Origin of the sequence: Trinickia dabaoshanensis (assembly GCF_002879885.1) — a bacterium.
Classification (GTDB): Bacteria; Pseudomonadota; Gammaproteobacteria; order Burkholderiales; family Burkholderiaceae; genus Trinickia; species Trinickia dabaoshanensis.
Window position 1 is genome coordinate 29,025 of the sequence record NZ_PNYA01000011.1, and the last position, 20,203, is coordinate 49,227.

Genomic DNA, 20,203 nt, shown 5'->3' on the forward strand with positions numbered 1-20,203 from the left:
GAAGAGGCCGAAGGCCCGCCACTACCACATCGCTACGCTTCCAATCCCCGCAGTCGGCTGTCAGTCAACGGAGATTTTCAATGAAGCGGTACAACAAGCTCAGAGGTGGTAACACAACGTTGCGCGCCGGTTTGACGATCGGCGTGCTCACGCTCGCCGCGTCCGGCGCGCTGCTTCCCACGCTCGCCGAAAGTCAGCCACGCGATCCGTCGCTCGCGACGGTCACGCCCATCAAGCACGTCATCGTAATCGTCGGAGAAAACCGCACGTTCGACCAAGTGTTCGGCGCGTTCAAACCGCGCGCCGGTCAAAGCGTGTCGAACCTGCTCTCGAAGGGCATCATCACCGCCGACGGCGCGCCCGGTCCGAACTTCGCGCTCGGCGCGCAGAACACCGCGCAAGCCGTCGATCCGACCCGCTTCGAGATGAGCCCCGGCGGCAAGCAACCCTACGCCGTGCTGCCCGCGCCGAACACCGGCTCCGCACCCACGGCCGCAAGCGATACCAACCCGCCGCCGTTCGCCACGCTCGCCGCCGCGCAAGCCTTCGAGGGCGCCGTGCTCGAGCCGCGTGACGTCGCGCAATTGACGACGGGCGCAACAGGCCTGCCCCATCACGTGCCCGATACGCGCTTCGGCGCCAACACGTTCGCGCTGCCTAACGGCCCCTACTCCATCTCGCGGCTCGGCCCCAACTACGACCAGTACATGGCAAGCCCCGTGCATCGCTTCTACCAGAACTGGCAGCAAGCCGATTGCAGCGTCGCGCACGCGAGCGCAACGAACCCGAGCGGTTGCGCCATGGACTTGTTCGCCTGGGTGGAAACATCGGTCGGCGCCGGCAGCAACGGCAAGGCGCAACCGGCAGGCTTCACCGATCAAACTACCGGCGAAGGCTCGACGGCCCTCGGGTACTACAACGTGCATACGGGCGATATGCCCTACTTCACCGAGCTCGCGCGCCGCTACACCATCAGCGACAACTATCACCAGCCGGTGATGGGCGGCACGGGCGCGAACAGCATCATGATCGGCGCGGCCGACGCGCTGTACTACACGGACAGCCACGGCAACGCCGCCACGCCGCCGGCCAACCAAATCGAAGATCCGCGGCCCGCGCCGGGCACCAACAATTGGTATGCGCAAGACGGCTACTCGGGCGGTTCGTACAGCAACTGCTCCGACGCGCACGCACCCGGCGTCGATACGGTCAGAGGCTATCTGAATTCGCTGCCGTATCACCCGAAGGCCAATTGCGCCCCCGGCGCCTACTACCTGCTCAACAACTACAACCCGGGCTACAACGGCGACGGGACGGTGAATACGAGCGCATTCACGATTCCGCCGTCGCCCGTTCGCACGATCGGCGATACGCTGCTGGCAAAAGGCATCTCGTGGAAGTACTACGGCGAGGGCTGGAATTCGTTCGTCGCGAATTCGCCGACCAGCACGTACTGCAACATCTGCAATCCGTTTCTCTATGAAACGGCGATCATGACGAAGCCCGAGGTCGTCAAGGCGCACTTGCAGGACGCGACCAATCTATACGCCGATATTGCGAGCGGTACGCTGCCGGCCGTCTCGTTCGTGAAGCCGGGCGGCTTGCTCGACGGTCATCCGGCTTCGTCGAAGTACGGCTTGTTCGAGGCGTTCTCGCGCAAGATCGTCGATGCGGTGCGCGATAACCCGAAGCTGTGGGCATCGACGGCGATCTTCATTACCAACGACGAGGGCGGCGGCTACTACGATTCGGGCTACATTCAGCCGGTCGATTTCTTCGGTGACGGCCCGCGGATTCCGCTGATCGTCGTGTCGCCTTACTCGCGGGGCGGCCGCGTCGTACACGAATACGCCGATCACGTCTCACTCGTGAAGTTCATCGAACGCAATTGGCAGCTCGCCCCGATCACGGGCCGCAGCCGCGACAATCTGCCGAATCCGGTGCAATTGCGCTCGAATCCGTATGTGCCGGTCAATGCGCCGGCGATCGGGGACCTGTTCGACGCCTTCCATTTCGACCACCGGCATCATGGCGACGGCGATGGCGTTGGCGACGACAGCGATCATGACGAAGGCCACATGCAGGGCGGCCTCGGCTGGTCGCCGTTCTAAGGCTCGTTCGCCACGGCTCGACGCAATGAGCCGTTGAACCGATGAGCGCACGGCCCGGCACGCCGCACCGCGTGCCGGGCCGTCATACCGGTCAGCGCATGGCGCCTGCCGCTTTTTCCTTGGCCTGGACGACGATCTGCGCGGACGTATCGCGTTCGATGCGTACCAGCGCGTCTCTCATCGCGTCGAATGCTTGTGCCGTGCATACCTGTTTGCCGAAGCGGGCTTGCAGCCGGCGCGTGATCTGCACGGTGCGCGAAACGGGATCGAAAATATAGTGCGCCGCGTACTCGATCGGATCTGTAGCGATCGTGACGTCCGACGGCATATAGACGAGCTTCAGCCCTGGCGGCAGCGTCACCACGCCTTCCTCATCGAACGTCCCGCCGATACAGACGTAGGATTGGGTCCGCACGGGCTCGGCGAGCCAACCGTCGATTTGCGATGCGATGCCGCCCGCGAAGCTCGATAAAGCCGGCACCGCTGTCACGCCGTCGGGCCACGCCAGACGTTCGATCGCACCCGTCGTCGTCGCCACGAAAGGGCCGCTCGTCGCGTTCACATCGCCGGTCTCGATCGCGGCCGTGCCGCGCAAGCCCGTTTGCCGCAACCGCTCGCGGGCAATCTGCACGGCACGCGCGGACGTCGCGCGGCGAAATACGTTGCGTTCGAGTTCGGCCGGAAAGCCGTCGTCCTCCACCCGATAGGCGTAACGAGCATCGCCGCTTTCGTCGACATCCACCTGGAGCCGTGCGCGCCTTGCTCGCGCTTGCGTGGCCGGCGTGCGCGTCAACACGCCTTCGTCGACGAGCAGCGCGGGACGATCCATGACGTTCGGCGGCAAAAATCCAAACGCGGTACCGCCGCCCGCGGTCGTATCGGCGTATCGTCCCAACGCCGGAATCCACACGATCACGTGATTGATCGCGCCAGCGCCGTAACCGGGCACGGAAGGCAGCGTATAGACCGCGCCCGAGGCAAGCAACGCCGGCTCGCTGCGAATGCCCACCGCCGCAAGCAACGCGCCGTATAGCGCCGCGTGATCCTTGCAGTCGCCATAGCGGTGATGAAGGATATCGATGACCCGATGCGGCTTGGCGGCCGTCTCGCCCAAAAAGAGCGCGACGTAACGGATGTTGGCGCGCACCCAATCGTATAAAAGCGCGGCCTTCGTTCCATCGTCGGGCGCCTCGCGGGTGATCTCCCGCGCGAGCGCGGCGACTTGCGCATCGCTTGCGCTCGAATCCTTCGCGTTGTCGCGGTATCGCTCGGCGAACGCCGCATAAGTCGGCACCGTCGTCACCATGAGACGATCACCGTCGTTCGCCGCCCCCACCGCGCCGAATTCCGCGCGCGCAAACGGCCCGTGCCGATAATCGAACGCGTAACGCGTGCGTCCATCGCTCGTTACCGGCGCACGCGCCACGTAACCGCGCGCGTCGAAGTAAAGCGGCATGTCGGCCGGCAGATCGAAGACGAGCTGCTGCTCGAGCACGCTCTGCGGAGCCGGTACGGCGAAGTACTCGAACATGCCGGGCTGCGCCGCCACGCGCGATTTGCTGAACGTCAGGCGCGTACGCCAGCCGGGCTCGATGCCGGGAAAGATGACCGTTCGCAACACACCGTCTTCGAAGGTCGGGGCGCCGGCCGCGCGCGGCTCCTGGACGTCGCGGATCGCATCGGGGCCGACGGGATGCACGCCGCCTTGCGGATCGATCGATTCGGCCGATAACGCGTCGATCCGTTCGATGTCCTTGTTGAACCATACATACCGCTGCGCGATTTCGTCGATGCCTGCAACCGTATCGGCCCGCAACGTGGAATCGTCGTGCTCGACGACGGAGCCGTCGTGCGCCACGATGAACACATGTACATCGGATTCGATCGTCGCGGGCGTCAACTCGCTCGCCGGGGCTGCGTCGGACGCGCCGGGTGCGGCGCGCGCGATCGGCCCCATGAACGCCGCGGTGCACGCACATACAACCACGAGCCAGCGTCGCATCGCTCGGCGAGTCCGGCGCGATGGTTTCGCGCCATCCATACGCGCATTCATCGCCGGAAGCGGTTGCGATACGCGCGCGGCGCAACGCCGAACTCGGCGCGAAACGCTCGATTGAAGTTCGAGAGATCGGCGAAGCCGCAAGCGAGCGCGACGTCCACGACCTTGTCGGGGGCATCGGCGAGGCGCTGCGCGGCGACGCGCAGCCGCGCGCGCAAGATATATTGATGCGGTGTCACGCCGGTCGCCCGCTCGAACGTGCGTAAGAAATGATAAGGACTCAGCCCTGCCTGTTTGGCAAGGTGCTCCACACCCAGGGCCGCATCCGGCTCGCCGTCGATCCACTGGAGCGTGTCGACCACCCTAGCCAGCGCGGCGCGCGACACCGGTTTCGCACCGGATGGCGCGGCGCCGTCCGCCTGCCGCAGCACACTCGCGGCCAGGCTCAGCGCCATTTCGTCCCATGCAATATCGGCGGCGGACGATGCGCTCACCGCTGCTCCCGCGGCAGCCACGAACGATGCGAGCGCACGCGCCGGCGCGATCCGCGCACTCGCGAACGAAGGCGAGCGTCCCGCGTGCCCGGCATCGGCAAACAGGCGTTCGAAGAATTCGGGCCGATAGTGAAAAGCGATGCATCGATCGCCCGCACGATGGCGATGAGCACATTCGAAGCATTCGCCGGCGTTGCCGAGCAACACGGCGCCGGGCGTCATCAAAGCATGCCCCGTCGAGCAACGGTATTCGAATGCACCGGCCGCAACGAGCGCGATACAAAACTCGCCGTGGCGCTCCTCGAACGCCGCGTCCCGCGGGCCGCACGTGCATAGCACGTCGGACACCGAGAAACCCTCGCCGCTCGCGACGACGCGTGAAGCCGTCGCCCCCTTCGTCGCCTCGCGCGCCCGGCGCGCCAGCGCGTGTTCGAGTTCGAGCGCAATTTTTGCCAAGATTCGCCTCGCTGCGGGCCTTATCGTGATCGGACCTTCCCGGTGCATCGCGCCAAGCGGCACCGGGCCAAGCCACTCACAACGGAGATCGATATGAACCCCATAGGAAGCGGCGCACCCGGCGCGTTCCTCTCCGCCCTCGTCTCGCCCCGGCGAGCTGCCGAGATCGACGAAGCCGACGATGTCTACGGCTGGCTAGTCGGCAGTTGGGCGTTGCAGGTGCTCCATTACCGCGGATACGACGTGCGTCGCGAGGGCCTGACCGGCGAGCTGCATGCCGGCTGGGTGCTCGAAGGCCGCGCGATCCAGGATGTTTGGATTATGCCCGCTCGCGAGGACCGGCGCGCGGGCCGCACGGCGAGCGATCCCCAAAACGATATGTACGGATCGACACTGCGTGCCTGGGACAGCGCGTTACGCGCATGGCGCATCGCATGGAATAATCCCGCGCGCGGGCATCGCGAGACGCAAATCGGCCGGCGCATCGGCGAGGAGATCGTCCAAACGGGCTCGCGCGCCGACGGCCAGGCCACGCGCTGGCGCTTCACCGAGATCACGGCCGAACGCTTTCATTGGCTCGGCGAGGCGCTGGAAGGCGACGGCCGAACCTGGCGGCTCGAGGGCGAATTCATCGCCACGCGCGTCGGTGCGTGAGGCCCCTCGCTAGAACAGCGAACGCTGACGCGTTTGAGCCATGGAAATGACGTTGAGCTCGTCCAGACGTTTGCGTGCCTTGGCGAGGTCGTGCACCAACTGCCGTTGGAGCCAGGTTTCGGCGCCGCCGCCGAACGCCTTATCGAGCCGCAGCGCCATCTCGGGCGAGATCCCCGCCTTGCCGCTCAGCAGGTTCGTCAGTGCCTGACGGCTCACGCCGAGCACCGTCGCGCCTTCGGTCACGCTGAGGTTGAACCGCTCGAGGCAAAGCTGGCGCACCATCGCGCCCGGGTGAATGTTGTCGGTATCGGCCATGGCCCGAAACCATAGCGGCGAAGCGATCATCCGTCAATCGACAAGTGCCGGTTGTCTATTCGGCGCATCATTGCGACGTCGCGCGCATTGACAGGCGCGTTGATCCGATGTCATGAAGTCGTCGTTCCGTTGGGTGGACGGTATCCCGATGTACAACAGACACCGGACCGGGATCGCCAAGCGGCGACGCCGCTTTCAGTAAGTTTAAAAAAATTACTGAAAAGCAACAAAAAGAGCCGGCCAAGAGCCTCATCCGGTATTACTCAATACCTCGGCGTCAAAGCCGTGTCATACGAAACAGAGGATGTCGATATCGCGCGGGGCCATCTCCTTGCCCTGAGCGATGTTCCGGAGGGCGGGCTTCTCGAGATTTTGAAGGAGACGGGAATCAGCTTCGTCGAAGTTCCGCCAATGACGAGAGGTGCGACGTCGTCAGGTCGTCCGCCGTGTCCTGCCGGAGGTACGCAAGCTCATGGAGCAAGGACACGAAGGGGCGTTAAGTGAACTCGAAGCGAGTCTCGCATGATGGGGGGCTGGCGTTCGATTCGTTTCCGTATCGACTCTCTTTTTGAATCGATTCGACGGCCGAGCGTTGAGCATTGCCGCACCGGGCGGGCAATCCCACCCCGGCGCGCTCAAGCACGAGCGAGACGGTCGAGCGCTTCGTCGATCAGCTTCTCGAGCAACGGCTCGACGCGCGCGGCAAGCGCTTCGTCGTACGCATACGGCCGGCTTTCCTGCATATAGGTGATTTGGGACAGTTCCAGTTGTACCGCGTGGATGCCTTGATCGGGCTGGCCGTAGTGACGCGTGATATAGCCGCCCTTGAAGCGGCCGTTCGCCACGGCCGTATAGCCGCCGTGACGGTTGACGCAATCGGCCAGCGCTTGCGCCATCCCGGGCGCCGCGCTCGCGCCGCCGGCCGTGCCGAAGTTGAAATCGGGTAGTCGCCCCTCGAAGAAGCGCGGCACATGCGAACGGATGGAATGGGCCTCCCACAACAAGACCGCGCCATGCCGTGCCTTCAGTTCCGCGAGGGTTTGCGCAAGCGCATCGTGATAGGGCTGCCAAAACCGGGCGACGCGCCGGGCCACCTCGGCTTCGGTCGGCTCGCCGCCCGGATGATAGAGCGGGGCCTTTTCGAACGTGTCGATCGGCAACAGGCCCGTCGTATCCTGCCCCGGGTAGAGGTTCGCGTTGTCGGGCGGACGATTCAGATCGACGACGTAACGCGCGTACGACGGCACGAGCAAGGACGCGCCGCGGTGCGCCGCGAATGCATACAGGCGCTCTAGGTGCCAGTCGCAATCGTCGACGTGGCGGGCGACCTCGGTCATCGTCGCGGAAATATCGGCCGCAATCCGCGTACCGACGTGCGGCATCGAGATCAAAAGCGGCAACGTGCCGGGCCGCAGCGTGAAGACGGCGGGATCGAGCGTAGCGTTCATGAAATTACCGGTCCAGTTCGGAAACAGCGTCCAGATTAACGCGTCGGACGCATCGCGTCATGCGTCACACCCGAAGACGTGCAAGCGCTTCGCGATAGGCCGCATAAGCACGCGCCTCGTCTACATGGCGCCCCTCGCGTACGACACAGCGGCCGCCCGTATGAACCTCGGCGATCGGCGAATGGCCGTGCTCGCAAAACACGATGGCGGCGAGCCAATCGTCCGGCCGGCGCCCGTCCAAGCTCGGATGCGCCGAATCCAGCACGAGCCAATCGGCTCGGCACCCCGCCTCCAACGCACCGATAGCCCGGCCGCTGGCACGCGCGCCGCCGGCCAATGCCGCGTCGAATAGCCGCTCGGCCACCTGCGGCCGCGTGGCGGACGCAAGCACGTTGCGTTGGCGCTGCGCGAGACGCTGTCCGTATTCGAGCAATCGCAGCTCCGAGCGCCAATCGACGGCGATATGGCTGTCCGAGCCGATACCGATCCAACCGCCCGCATCGAGATACCGTTGCGCGGGAAACAGGCCATCGCCCAAATTCGCTTCCGTCGTCGGACATAGGCCCGCCACGGCGCCGCTCGCGGCCAACGCCGCCGCCTCGGCTTCGTCGACGTGCGTCGCGTGCACGAGGCACCAGCGCGCGTCTACGTCGAAATGCTCGAGCAACCAGGCGACGGGGCGCGCGCCGTTCGCGGCCACGCACTCGTCCACTTCCCCCGTCTGCTCGGCGATATGGATATGGATCGGCGCGCCCGGCAGATGCGCGTCGAGCCCATCGAGCAGCGCGCGCAACGCCGGGTGCGATACCGCGCGCAACGAATGCGGCGCGACGCCGTACGCGAGCGCGCCATGCTCGGGCCTGGCGCGGCGCAGCGTCAGCAGCAATTCGAGCAGCGCTTGCGGCGTATTGACGAAGCGCCGTTGATCCGGACGCGGCTCGCGCTTGCCGAATCCGCTGTATTGGTAGAGCACGGGCAGCATCGTCATGCCGATACCGGCCTGCGAGGCGGCATCGACGACGCGTTGCCCCAGTTCCGCGGCGTTCTCGTACGGGCTGCCGTCGAGTGCGTGATGCACGTAGTGAAACTCGCACACGGACGTGTACCCGGCCTTGAGCATCTCGACGTAGAGCCACCGCGCGATCGCTTCGAGTCCCTCGGGCGTGATGCGGGCGGCGAGCCGATACATCAGATCGCGCCAACTCCAAAAATTGTCGCCCGCGTGCGCACGATATTCGGCCAGCCCGGCCATCGCGCGCTGAAACGCGTGCGAATGCAAATTCGGCATCCCGGGCATCAACGGTCCGCTCGCCCGCGCGCTGCCCGGCGGGACCGGCGAATCGGGTGTCACCGCCGTCAAGATCCCTGCGTCGTTCCATTCGAGCAGCACGTCGCGCCGCCATCCCTGCGGCAAATATGCGTGCTCGGCGAAGAGTAGCTGGCGGCCGCTCGTCATTTCGCGCTCCTATCGAGTGAGGCGGCATGCGCCTCGATACGCCCGGTCCAGGGAGATACGGGCGCCGTATAAACCGTTTCGCCCGCGCGCACGACGCGAGCGGCCAACGGCCGGCCGATCCAATAAGCGAGCTCGGCCAGCGTGCCGACGGACCATGCGACGAAATCGGCGGAGCGGCCCGGTGCCAGTTCGCCATGCCGCTCGCTTTGCCCCAATGCCCGCGCCGCATGCAGGGTCACGCCTTGCAGCACCTCGGGCACCGTGAGGCGAAACAGCGTGCAGCCCAAATTGAGCATCGCCAGCAAGGACGTGGCGGGCGACGTGCCGGGATTGCAATCGGTGGCGAGTGCGATCGGCACGCCGTGGCGGCGCAGCAAGTCGATCGGCGGCAATTGCGTCTCCCGGATGAAGTAGTAGGCGCCCGGCAATAGCACCGCGACCGTACCGGCCCGCTTCATGGCTTGCACGCCGGCCTCGTCCAAGAACTCGAGGTGATCCGCCGAGAGCGCGCCATAGCGTGCCGCGAGCGCCGTGCCGCCCGACAGGCTCAATTGTTCCGCGTGCATCTTCACGGGCAAGCCGCGACGGCCGGCGGCCTCCAACACCCGCTCGCTTTGCTCGAGCGTGAAGCCGATGCGCTCGCAAAAAACGTCGACCGCATCCACGAGGCCTTCGTCGGCCAGCGCCGGCAGCATTCGCTCGCAGACGTCGTCGATATAGGCATCGGCGCGCCCCGCGTATTCGGGCGGCAACGCATGGGCACCGAGGAACGTCGTATAGACGGACACCGGATAGCGCCGGCCCAAGGCGCGCGCAACGCGCAACATCTTGCGCTCGCTCGCGAGATCGAGGCCGTAGCCCGATTTGATTTCGATCGCGCCCACGCCTTGCGCAAGCAACGGCTCGAGCCGCGCACCGGCCGCTGCGATCAACGTGTCCTCGTCGGCCTCGCGCGTCGCACACACCGTCGAGACGATGCCGCCGCCGCGTTTGGCAATCTCTTCATAGCTCGCGCCCGCCAGCCGCAACGCGAACTCGTCCGCGCGAAGGCCGCCGAAAACGAGATGCGTATGGCAATCGACGAGGCTCGGCGTGACCCACGCGCCACCCAGGTCCTCGCTCGGCCACGCGGCGAATTCGCGCGGCAGGTCGCATGCGGCGCCCTGCCATACGATCGTGCCGTCACGGACGGCGAGCGCGGCGTCCGCGATCGATTCGTCCGTGTCGCCTCTTGGACATAGATTCAAATGCCGCCAAACCCGCTCGCTCATGATGACCTCGGAATGTCGTCCACCGCCCGCTTCGCGTAGGAAGCGGCGGCGCTTTATCGGTACCGCAAGAGCACGGCCAACGCGGCGCCCTCGCCCGCCAAATCGCAGCGCAGCGCCCGCGGCGCATCGAGCACGAGCGTATCCATCGGGCCGAGCGTGCCTTGCGCCCGTGCTTCGCCGCCCTGCGCACGGGCTAGGCGCACGTCGAGCTCGCCGTGCGAGCAGAACACGAGCGCGGCGTCGGCATCGAGCACGTGCCGGCCCGCGCCTTGCCATACCTGTAACTTGGCGGTCGCGCGATCGCGGCGCACCATGAGGTTGAAGTCGCGCGTCGGGCCTTCGATAAGTTCGGCTCGGAGCGCGGCCTCGCCGTCGAACTTCGCGACCGACAGCGGCTCGATCAGTTCATGCGTAGGCCCATGCTGCTCGAGCAAACGCATCCCCGCCCCCGCGAGCAACACGAGCGTCCGGTCGATGCCGTCGAACGTCGAAAACGGTCCCGGCTGCTCGACGTCGGCCACGCTGACGCGCCACACGAACGTCTCGAGACTCGCGCCCACCGGATACGCGGCGATTTCGCGCGTGATGCCGCCGCCGTTCTTCCAAGGCGTGGCCGTCAGGGCGCTCGCGCGGACGATGCGCATCGGCACGTCCGCGCGCGGTCGCGCCGCCCGCGTTTGCGAACCCATGCGCATCAGCGCCCGAGCATCGGCAGCTTGAGACCGACTTCGCGAGCCGTGTCGCGCGCCAGCTCGTACCCGGCATCGGCGTGACGCATGATGCCCGTGGCCGGATCGTTGAACAGCACGCGCTCGATACGGCGCGCGGCCGCATCGGTGCCGTCGCAGACGATCACGACGCCCGCGTGCTGACTAAAGCCCATGCCCACGCCGCCGCCATGGTGGATCGATACCCACGTCGCACCGCCCGCGGTGTTCAACAGCGCATTGAGCAGCGGCCAATCGGACACGGCATCGGAGCCGTCCTTCATCGCTTCCGTCTCGCGGTTCGGGCTCGCCACGGACCCCGTGTCGAGGTGGTCGCGCCCGATCACGATTGGCGCCTTCAGCTCGCCGCGTTTGACCATTTCGTTGAATGCGAGCCCCAAACGGTAGCGGTCTTTGACCCCCACCCAGCAAATGCGCGCGGGCAAGCCTTGGAACGCGATACGCTCGCGCGCCATGTCGAGCCAGTTGTGCAGATGCGGATCGTCGGGGATCAACTCCTTGACCTTCGCGTCGGTCTTGTAGATATCTTCCGGATCGCCGGAGAGCGCCACCCAGCGGAACGGGCCCTTGCCCTCGCAAAAGAGCGGACGCACGTAGGCGGGCACGAAGCCCGGAAAATCGAACGCATTCTCGACGCCCATGTCGAGCGCCATCTGACGAATGTTGTTGCCGTAATCGAGCGTCGCCGCCCCGCGCGCTTGCAACGTCAACATGGACTGCACCTGGCGCGCCATCGATTGCTTGGCGGGCACGACGATGCTTTGCGGGTCCGTCTTTTGGCGCTCGCGCCATTGCTCGACGCTCCAGCCCTGCGGTAGATAGCCGTTGATGGGATCGTGCGCGCTCGTTTGATCGGTAACGCAATCGGGCGTGATGCCGCGCGCCACGCATTCATCGAACACGTCGGCCGCGTTACCCACGAGCCCGACGGAGACGGGCTTGCCGCTCGCCTTCGCTGCCTCGACGATGGCCAGTGCCTCGTCGAGCGTCTTCGCTTTACGATCGACGTAGCGGGTCTTCAAGCGGAAATCGATGCGCGTTTCGTCGCACTCGACCGCGATCATCGAAAAGCCCGCCATCGTCGCGGCGAGCGGTTGCGCCCCGCCCATCCCGCCGAGGCCGCCCGTCAGAATCCAGCGGCCCTTCGCATTGCCGCCAAAATGCTGATTGGCCACCGCATAGAACGTTTCGTACGTGCCCTGAACGATCCCTTGGCTGCCGATGTAGATCCAACTGCCGGCCGTCATCTGGCCGTACATCATGAGTCCCTTGCGATCGAGTTCGTGAAAGTGCTCCCACGTGGCCCAGTGCGGAACGAGGTTCGAGTTTGCCAGCAGCACGCGCGGCGCGTCCGCGTGCGTGCGAAACACACCGACGGGCTTGCCCGACTGAATCAGCAGCGTCTCGTCGTCCTCGAGGTCTTTCAGCGACGCCAGGATCTGGTCGAAACAATCCCAATTGCGCGCGGCACGCCCGATGCCGCCATAGACGACCAGCGCATGCGGATGCTCGGCCACCTCGGCATCCAGGTTGTTCTGGATCATCCGGTAGGCCGCCTCGGTGAGCCAGCTCTTGCACGTCTTCTCGGCACCGCGCGGCGCGCGGATCGTGCGCGTCGGATCGAGACGCGGGTCGAAAGGTTTCGGATCGTTCATGTGAGTCCTCGGTTGTACGGCTTTCGTGCGGCTCAAAAATGTCCCGTGAAGCGATAGCGGCTGCCCGGGTGCCAAAGGTCGGCGACGGATGCGACCTGCTCGCGCGACCAGGTGCGCCGATGCAGCACGAGACAAGGTTCGATCTCGTCCATGCGCAACTGCGCGCGCGTATCGGGTTCGGGCTGCGCGGCTTCGATGCGGTATTCGACGCGCTGCAACGGCGCGACGCGCGTCAAATACTGATTCGGCGTAACGCGCGAGAAATCCTGCAAGGCGTACTCGGGCGCAACGGCCGGATTGACCCAGCGCGCTTCCAGTTGCACGGGCTCGTCGTTTTCGAAATGCAGCACGCGCGAATGAAACACGGGGCTGCCGGGCGCGACCTGCATTTCGTCGGCGAGCGCCTCGCCCGCGACCGTGGCGCCGAGTTCGAGCACCTGCGCGTGATAGCGATGCCCGCGGGCCGCGATTTCGTCGGAAATGCTGCGGATCGCGACGAGCGTCGATTCGTATTTCGGCCGCGCCACGAAGGTGCCGGCGCCTTGCACACGCGTGAGCACCTGTTCGGCCGTCAACTCACGCAATGCGCGGTTCACGGTCATGCGCGCGACTTTGAACTCGCGCGCAAGCTCGTTCTCCGACGGCACCAGGTCGCCTTCGGCCCACTCGCCGGAGTGGATTCGCGCGAGGATGAAGTCTTTGATGCCCTGGTACGCCGGTGCATTCATCGCTTTCACGCTTTCCATGATCAGGCGTGAGCGCTCACTTCCGACGCGAACGAGAGCGGGCTTGCTTGCGCGATCGTGCCGCTCGTGACGAGCCGCGCGATGCTGGCGATATCGGGGGCGAAATATCGATCGAGGTCGTAATGCGGCACGTGCTCGCGCAGCGTATCCATCACGCGTTGCAAGGCTCCGCTCGTGCGGTGCGGCGCGCGCAGATCGATACCTTGGGCCGCGGCCAGCAGTTCGATCGCGAGGATGTTCGCGGTGTTCTCGGCGATATCGGCCAGCTTGCGCGCGGCGAAGGTCGCCATCGACACATGGTCTTCCTGATTGGCCGAGGTGGGCAACGAATCGACCGAAGCCGGGTGGGCGAGCGTCTTGTTCTCGGACGCCAATGCCGCCGCCGTCACGTGCGCGATCATGAAGCCCGAATTCACGCCGCCGTCTTTGACGAGGAACGGCGGCAGGCCCGAAAGCGTGGCATCGATCAGCAGCGCGATCCGCCGCTCGGCCAGCGCGCCGATTTCGGCGGCGGCCAGCGCGAGGTTATCGGCCGCGAACGCGACCGGCTCGGCGTGGAAGTTGCCGCCCGAGAGCACTTCGCCCGTATCGGGGAACACGAGCGGGTTGTCCGACACGGCGTTCGCTTCGATGAGCAGCACCTCGGCCGCGTGGCGCATTTGATCCAGGCATGCGCCCATCACCTGCGGCTGGCAACGCAGGCTGTAGGGGTCTTGCACCTTGCCGCAATCGCGGTGGGACAAATTGATGCCCGAACCGTCGAGCAGCGCGCGATAGGCCGCGGCCGCTTCGATTTGGCCGCGATGGCCGCGCAGCGCATGGATGCGCGCGTCGAAGGGCTTGATGGAACCCGCCGCCGCATCGACCGAGAGCGCTCCGGCAACGAGCCCCGTGCGAAACAGGTCCTCGATCGCGAACATGTTGTAAAGCGCGAGCGCCGTCGAGGCCTGCGTGCCGTTGAGCAGCGCGAGCCCTTCCTTCGCTTGCAGCGACAGCGGCGCCAACCCCGCGAGCTCGAGCCCCTCGGCGGCGCTCATCCGCTCGCCGCGCGCCGTGACCTCACCGATCCCGAGCAACACGGCCGACATGTGCGCGAGCGGCGACAGATCGCCCGACGCACCCACCGAACCTTTGACGGGAATGATCGGCAAAACATCGGCATTGACGAGCGCGATCAGCGCATCCATCACTTCGCCGCGAATACCCGAGTGGCCCCGGCCGAGGCTAGACAGCTTCAGCGCGATCAAGAGACGCACGACCGGCTCGGCCATCGGCTCGCCCACGCCCACCGCGTGCGAGAGCACCAGGTTGCGTTGCAACAACTCGAGTTGATCGTGCGGGATGTGCGTGCTGGCCAAACGACCGAAGCCCGTATTGATGCCGTATGCCGGTTCGCCCTTCGCGGCGATATCCGCGACGGCCTTCGCGCCCGCGTCGATCACCGGACGGCTGGCGGGATCGAGCGTCAACTTGACGCGTTCGCGTGCAATGCGGCGCAGTTGGGGAAGCGTCAAGTGGCCCGGCGTGAGAATCATCATGGATAAGGTCCTGTCTGAACTGTGCTGTGCGATGTGTACGGACTGCCCGGGCAGTCCCGGCAAGCCGTTGGGCTGCCTGCATGCCTCGATCTGACACGCAGTCTAGTGTCGCCAGCTTGTATAGACAAGTGTTTTTCAAAAGTCTCAGACTAGGGATAACCATTAGGGGATCGAGCGTAAACGTCCGGTGGGGATGATCCGAATCTCCTGGCCTTTCGAGCAGTCGACGGCAGGCGAGGCGTGGTTGCCATATAGCCGGCGCCATCGCAAACGGCGACCGTCTTGTCTATACAAATCGTTCTCGCGCCCCGCGGCATAAAGACCGGCGACTTTTTCAATGCGCGGGTCGGCCGCGCCCCGGCCTCGTGGCGCGGAGCCCCCGCCATGGCGGGTCCGGGGACGGCGCGGCGCAGCCCACGCCGATGGGTACGCGTCATGCTTCATGCATGGCGAGGCCCGTCGCGAAACCCGTTTAGCGTCGAGCGCGAGCCCCGGTATCACCCAGCGACTCTTTGACGACTATGAACAAGACGCAAGGGCAACCACCGCAAATGGACCTTATCGAACTCGCACGCGAATCGGGCATGGCCGTATTGCTCGATGCGAAGATCGGCCGCGAGCAGTACGTGAGCGTGAGCGGTTCGCTCGCGGCGCTCGCGCGCTTCGCGGACGCCGTCCGCGCAGAGCCGGAGGCCGAGTCCTCGGACGACGACACGCATTGATGCGTTTTCGACTCGAGCACCCGCGACGCGCGGGCGGCTTCGCTGCGCAAGCGTCCCGGGCGGCTCTCCTTGAGCGGGGCTGGCGCCTCGCTTCCACCAGCCAAATTCAGCGCTTTCTTCTCCACTCGGCGGGCGGCGAATGCCTGCACCGAGGCGGGCTCGGCATGCGCCTACCAAATGTGTCAGTTACGGTTTCGCATAAGAATGGCTTAAATCCGGCACGGTCCGATGCACTTGTTGCGAGCGCATCTAAATGGGGAACTGCCGATGAAAGCCACCGTCTCAAGCGAGCGACGAGTCCACGGCGCGGTCCGCGTGGGTTTCGTGCTCGCTCGTCCCGCGACGCTCAGATACGCGTTCACCGGGCGTCGCCGGCGCGAGCGAGGCTGTCTCGAGCCACTGCAGCACGATCGGCCATAAGCGCGTCTGAAATCGGCTATGGAAAAACGCGAAATGTCCGATCGCATCCGCATCGAACGCACCGGGTTCGAGACGCAGGTGCACGCGCGCCTCGCAGCCCTCGAAGTAAGCGAGCAAACGCTCGATCGCGGGGACGGTGCCGAACGGATCGTCGGTGGTACTGATGGCGAGCAGCGGCGCGCGAACGCCGGTGAACCGGCGCGCGAGCTCGGCTACGCGCTCATCGCTCAACGCGAAGGGGCGCGCGCGATAGGTCTGCTCGAAGCGGGCGCGGCTGTATGCCCACGAACGCGCCACGCCGCGAGGCGTGTCTTCCATCCAGCCCAGACGCTGCGCCGGGACATAACCGAACACGGCGGCGAGCGCCGGCATCGCGACATGCCACTTGAGCAGCATGGCAAGTCGATGCTTGCGGGCGTAATCGCGCCAATACGCGTACTGGGCACCCATCGTCACCGCGCGGCGGATCGTGACGTTCGACGGTGCGAGGCCGAGCAGGCAACCGCCGATGCTATGCGCGACCACATCGATGACTTGCCCGGGGAAGGACGAAGCGGCGAACCGCAGCGCGCCCTCGAAATCGAGCGCGCCCCAATCGATCCAATTCGCATCGAAGCCGGCGAACGTGGCCGGCCGCGATTCGCCGATTCCGCGATAGTCGTACAGGAGCACATCGCGCCCGTGAGCGAAAAGATACTCGGCGAAGCGAAAGTAGTAGCGGCAACGCACCGACGTCGCCGGATTGACGACGACGACGGGGCGCGCGGCGCAGCCGGCTTGCCATACGAAACCGGTTATCGGCCTGCCGTCGGCTGCCGCGAAAGTCACCCTGCGGGGCACGCTCGCTTGCGCGCGCTCTTCTTTCATCGTCGCTCCTTATGCCGTACCCGAAATTTCCGCACCGGTGCGCGCCGTCGCGCCCGTGGCTCAGAGGTTCCCATTTGATCCGATGCCCAGCTTCGAATCAATTTACTTTCCCGTCACTTTCCTATGAGGTAGACGCATGGCAACGCCTCTCGTTCGACTTGCTCCGCTCGATTTGATCCGCGGCTTCGTCGCTGTCGGCCGCCGTATGAGCGTTACGCTCGCGGCGGAGGATCTGTGTCTCACGCAATCGGCGGTCAGCCGGCAGATTCATTCGCTCGAAGATGCGCTCGGCGTATCGCTGTTTCATCGCGGCTACCGCTCTATCACGTTTACGCCGGCGGGCGAGCGTTTGTTCCGCACGGCCGACGGTGTCGTGCGCCAACTGCAAGACGCCTTCGAAGCCATCACGCGCCCGGCGGAAAAACAACCGGTGACGATCACGGCGAGCATCGGGGTAACGTCGTTGTGGCTGCTACCACGGCTGTCGGAGCTGCAACAGCGCTACCCCTCGCTCGACGTGCGCGTCGCGGCCAACGACAAGCTGCTCGATCTGCGCACCGAAAGCATCGATCTGGCGATACGCTACGCGAGCGTGGCGAACGCGCCGGCCGGCGCCACGCGCTTGTTCGACGAAACGATCCTTGCCGTCGCGAGCCCGTCGCTCGGGGTCACGCGGATCGACGCCGACACCGTCGCGCACCAAGTCCTAATCGAATTCGACGGCCTGCGCCGGCCGCTGCTGCGCTGGTCGGATCATTTGACCGCGTTGGGCCTCGGCGAAATCAAGCCGCGCAGCATGCTGCACCTCAATCATTACGATCAGGTCGTGCAAGCAGCCCTGGCCGGACAGGGCATCGCACTCGGACGCGCGGCGCTCGTCGAACCGCTGATCGCGCAAGGCAAGCTCGTCGCCGTCGATACGGGCAAGGGCACGCCCAGCGGGCACGCATACTGGCTCGTACAAGCCGAGGCGGCGGCACGCCAAGACGTGCGCGATGTCGCGCAGTGGATCGTCGAGCAGGCGCGCAGCAGCGCCGAGCCACTCGTGAGCGCAAGCCCCCACGCTCGCCCCACGGGCCAGGTGCACGGCGGCTCGGCCGCGCAGCCGGAGTCGGAGCCGTTTTCCGACGTCGCCGCGCGCGCATTGAAGGCCACGGCGCCCGACGGCGAGCGGGTTGCACTGTCGTAGTGCAACAAAGCAGGGAAGTTTACAACCTACCATTTGTGGTAGTTGCCGCTTGAAGGCTCGACGGGTGAAATCGACGGAATTCGCGTACGGCGCGCCCCAGTGCACGTCGTATCCGTTTCCGGAGGTGACACCCGATGCGCATGCCTTTGCTGCAAATCGAATCGCTCGCCGCCGGTTACGGCAAGGGCGAGGTACTCGACGACATCTCGTTCGCGCTTTTCCCCGGCAGCCTCGCCTACGTCCTAGGTCCTCGCGGCGCGGGCAAAACGACCCTATTCATGGCGATCGCCGGCATCGTGCGGCCCAAACGCGGCGTGATCCGCTTCGACGGCGAGGATCTGCGCCGCAAGCGTCCCACCGAGCTGCTCGCCCGTGGCATCGCCTACGTTCCCCACAATCGCTTGCTTTGCAGCTCGCTATCCGTCCGCGAGAATCTGTTGGCCGCCGTTTGGCGCGATACGGATCGCCCACGGCTCGAAGAACAAGCCGAGCGGCTCGCGCAGCGGCTCCCTTTTTTGAAAACCTGCGAGCATCAAAGCGCCGGCCGGCTGACCGACGGCGAGCGGCAGCTTTTGGCGATCGCCCGCGCGCTGATGTCCCGGCCACGCTTGCTCTTACTGGACGACCCGTTCAATGCGCTCACGCGGGCCGAAGCCGAGCAGGTGGCGGGGCTCGGCGCGGAACTCGCCGGACAGGGAACGGCTGTGGTAATCGCGCAACGCAACCCCACACCCGCGACGAACTCGGGGGTGACGGCTTATACGCTCGATGGAGGGCGCCTCTCGCGATCACAGACGCTCATGGGCCCGTCCCGGCCCGGCCTGGCGGCCACTTAGTGACGGGCGATGGGCACGACGTGCGAAACGACGGTGTTTTCTTCGATTACGGCGCGCCCATTTCCACTGATTCCAATTGCCGGGCCGCGGATCGACATGAGCCGCACGCAATGGGGCGGAGGGCGGTTATTTCGCTGACGCTAAATAAAATAATTGCAAACTTTCACGACTTTGAGCGCGCCGAAATAAATGAAACCGATTTTTCATCGCGCCGGCAAATTGCCCAACGACCGCCGTCGTCAGGCAACCCTATCCGGAACACTTACCGCTCGCCGAAATTCGCATTCGGCATGATTGCAACTGAACCGCAATCACTGGACGGACAAGTCATTGCAATAAGCCCAGCATCGCGGCCCGGACGACGGCGGCGGTCTTGTTGGTCGTCTTGAGCTTCGTCACGGCATTTTTGACATGAAAATTGACCGTGTCGACCGAGATCACCAGGATCTTCGAGATCTCCCCGGACGTCTTGCCGTCGGCGGCCCATTTGAGCACCTCGACCTCTCGATCGGTGAGCCCGCGCTCGGGATCGGACATCAGCGTCGGCATCAGCACGCGCTTCAGTGAGAGATGCGCGGTGCTGACGAGCCAACGCATCTTCACTTCGTTTTCGGCGAGTTCGACCGGCGTCAGCGGATCGCTCGAGCGCGCCAACGTGAGCATGCCGCCCACGCCGCAACTATCGAACGCAGACTGCGCCCAGCCATGACGCAACCCGTGCGACTGCGCCTCGTTCCAAAACTCGGGTACGCCGCTGAACAGGGCATCGCTCCAGACGACGGGCGCTTGCGAACGGCGCGCATGCTGCACGGTCGGGTCGATGTCCAAATAGCGTGCTTCGTGGTAACGCTTCTTCCACGCCTCGGGGTAATTGCTCAGCCAGCGTGTCTTCGGCTTGGACAGCGGCCACGGCGCCCGCAAGCCGTACGCGCAGTACTCGAAGCCCAAGCCATTCGCCGCGGCCTCGATTTTGCTGAAAATCTCCGCATCGGAGCTCGTATGATTCAACTCGTGCAACAGTTCCTCGGCCCAACTTTTCATTTATGCCTCCTTGTCGTCGCGCGCGCCGTGCGAACGACTCGCGCGATACCGAAACGGCCGCGCCCGGCGGCCGGAGCATCGACATCCCGGCACGCATCTCCCGCAACTCGGTACGAACCGAATCGCGGCTCTCATGTGAGACGCCTGCCAAAGGCTCTTCTTAATTTCAATGCTGACACTTCGATTTGCGGCGCCTTGATTCCGGTCATTTCACATTGCGCGACGCTTGCTCGGCAAACGCACGGCATGTCGAAACG

General features: G+C 65.2%; 17 protein-coding genes. 5 read left to right on the top strand and 12 right to left on the bottom strand.

The features are described from left to right. The first annotated feature begins 80 nt into the window (after positions 1 to 80). Positions 81 to 2,111: an alkaline phosphatase family protein gene (locus C0Z18_RS13545; protein WP_102645940.1), complete on the top strand. Its 2,031-nt coding sequence runs from the start codon at positions 81 to 83 to the stop codon at positions 2,109 to 2,111. A gap of 91 nt (positions 2,112 to 2,202) precedes the next feature. On the opposite strand, the gene C0Z18_RS13550 is transcribed toward C0Z18_RS13545, so the two are convergent. Next, positions 2,203 to 4,068 carry a DUF3857 domain-containing transglutaminase family protein gene (locus C0Z18_RS13550; protein WP_408646996.1) on the bottom strand — a complete coding sequence of 622 codons (1,866 nt, stop codon included), beginning with the start codon at positions 4,066 to 4,068 and terminating at the stop codon, positions 2,203 to 2,205. Positions 4,069 to 4,160: 92 nt separating this feature from the next. Next, positions 4,161 to 5,060, bottom strand: coding sequence for a helix-turn-helix domain-containing protein (locus tag C0Z18_RS13555; RefSeq protein ID WP_102645941.1), 900 nt, complete (start codon positions 5,058 to 5,060; stop codon positions 4,161 to 4,163). Positions 5,061 to 5,153: 93 nt separating this feature from the next. On the opposite strand from C0Z18_RS13555, the gene C0Z18_RS13560 reads away from it, so the two are divergent. After that, a complete protein-coding gene (locus C0Z18_RS13560) occupies positions 5,154 to 5,714 on the top strand; it encodes a hypothetical protein (RefSeq protein WP_102645942.1) in 561 nt (186 codons plus the stop codon). 9 nt (positions 5,715 to 5,723) lie between these two features. On the opposite strand, the gene C0Z18_RS13565 is transcribed toward C0Z18_RS13560, so the two are convergent. The 8 genes from C0Z18_RS13565 to hutH form a co-directional block, all read right to left on the bottom strand. Further along, a complete protein-coding gene (locus C0Z18_RS13565; RefSeq protein WP_102646077.1) occupies positions 5,724 to 6,029 on the bottom strand; it encodes a HigA family addiction module antitoxin in 306 nt (101 codons plus the stop codon). Between the two features lie 635 nt (positions 6,030 to 6,664). Further along, the gene (gene hutG / locus C0Z18_RS13575) at positions 6,665 to 7,477 is read right to left on the bottom strand and encodes an N-formylglutamate deformylase (protein WP_102645944.1); all 813 of its coding nucleotides are present in this window, start codon (positions 7,475 to 7,477) and stop codon (positions 6,665 to 6,667) included. Positions 7,478 to 7,541: 64 nt separating this feature from the next. Then, complete coding sequence (locus C0Z18_RS13580) at positions 7,542 to 8,933, bottom strand: formimidoylglutamate deiminase (protein ID WP_102645945.1); 1,392 nt, start codon at positions 8,931 to 8,933, stop codon at positions 7,542 to 7,544. Then, positions 8,930 to 10,204, bottom strand: coding sequence for an imidazolonepropionase (hutI, locus tag C0Z18_RS13585; protein WP_102645946.1), 1,275 nt, complete (start codon positions 10,202 to 10,204; stop codon positions 8,930 to 8,932). Before hutI ends, C0Z18_RS13580 begins: the two co-directional genes overlap by 4 nt. A 53-nt stretch (positions 10,205 to 10,257) precedes the next feature. Further along, positions 10,258 to 10,893, bottom strand: a complete 636-nt coding sequence (locus C0Z18_RS13590; protein ID WP_233217307.1) for a HutD/Ves family protein — start codon at positions 10,891 to 10,893, stop codon at positions 10,258 to 10,260. Positions 10,894 to 10,898: 5 nt separating this feature from the next. Continuing rightward, positions 10,899 to 12,587 (bottom strand): urocanate hydratase, encoded by a 1,689-nt coding sequence (hutU, locus tag C0Z18_RS13595; RefSeq protein ID WP_102645947.1) that lies wholly within the window; start codon positions 12,585 to 12,587, stop codon positions 10,899 to 10,901. A gap of 32 nt (positions 12,588 to 12,619) precedes the next feature. After that, positions 12,620 to 13,315, bottom strand: coding sequence for a histidine utilization repressor (gene hutC / locus C0Z18_RS13600; RefSeq protein WP_102646079.1), 696 nt, complete (start codon positions 13,313 to 13,315; stop codon positions 12,620 to 12,622). A gap of 20 nt (positions 13,316 to 13,335) precedes the next feature. Continuing rightward, a complete protein-coding gene (gene hutH / locus C0Z18_RS13605; protein WP_102645948.1) occupies positions 13,336 to 14,871 on the bottom strand; it encodes a histidine ammonia-lyase in 1,536 nt (511 codons plus the stop codon). A gap of 521 nt (positions 14,872 to 15,392) precedes the next feature. Here hutH and C0Z18_RS13610 point away from each other — a divergent pair. Beyond that, a complete protein-coding gene (locus C0Z18_RS13610; protein WP_102645949.1) occupies positions 15,393 to 15,593 on the top strand; it encodes a hypothetical protein in 201 nt (66 codons plus the stop codon). Positions 15,594 to 15,875: 282 nt separating this feature from the next. Here C0Z18_RS13610 and C0Z18_RS13615 read toward each other — a convergent pair whose 3' ends face one another. Beyond that, entirely contained in the window at positions 15,876 to 16,880 is a 1,005-nt protein-coding gene (locus C0Z18_RS13615) for an alpha/beta hydrolase family protein (protein ID WP_102645950.1), read from the bottom strand. A gap of 136 nt (positions 16,881 to 17,016) precedes the next feature. On the opposite strand from C0Z18_RS13615, the gene C0Z18_RS13620 reads away from it, so the two are divergent. Both C0Z18_RS13620 and C0Z18_RS13625 read left to right on the top strand, forming a co-directional pair. Then, positions 17,017 to 18,069, top strand: a complete 1,053-nt coding sequence (locus tag C0Z18_RS13620; protein ID WP_102645951.1) for a LysR substrate-binding domain-containing protein — start codon at positions 17,017 to 17,019, stop codon at positions 18,067 to 18,069. Positions 18,070 to 18,203: 134 nt separating this feature from the next. Continuing rightward, complete coding sequence (locus C0Z18_RS13625) at positions 18,204 to 18,905, top strand: ATP-binding cassette domain-containing protein (RefSeq protein ID WP_102645952.1); 702 nt, start codon at positions 18,204 to 18,206, stop codon at positions 18,903 to 18,905. A 327-nt stretch (positions 18,906 to 19,232) separates the two neighbouring features. On the opposite strand, the gene C0Z18_RS13630 is transcribed toward C0Z18_RS13625, so the two are convergent. After that, positions 19,233 to 19,946: an autoinducer binding domain-containing protein gene (locus C0Z18_RS13630; RefSeq protein ID WP_102645953.1), complete on the bottom strand. Its 714-nt coding sequence runs from the start codon at positions 19,944 to 19,946 to the stop codon at positions 19,233 to 19,235. Between the last annotated feature and the right edge of the window lie 257 nt (positions 19,947 to 20,203).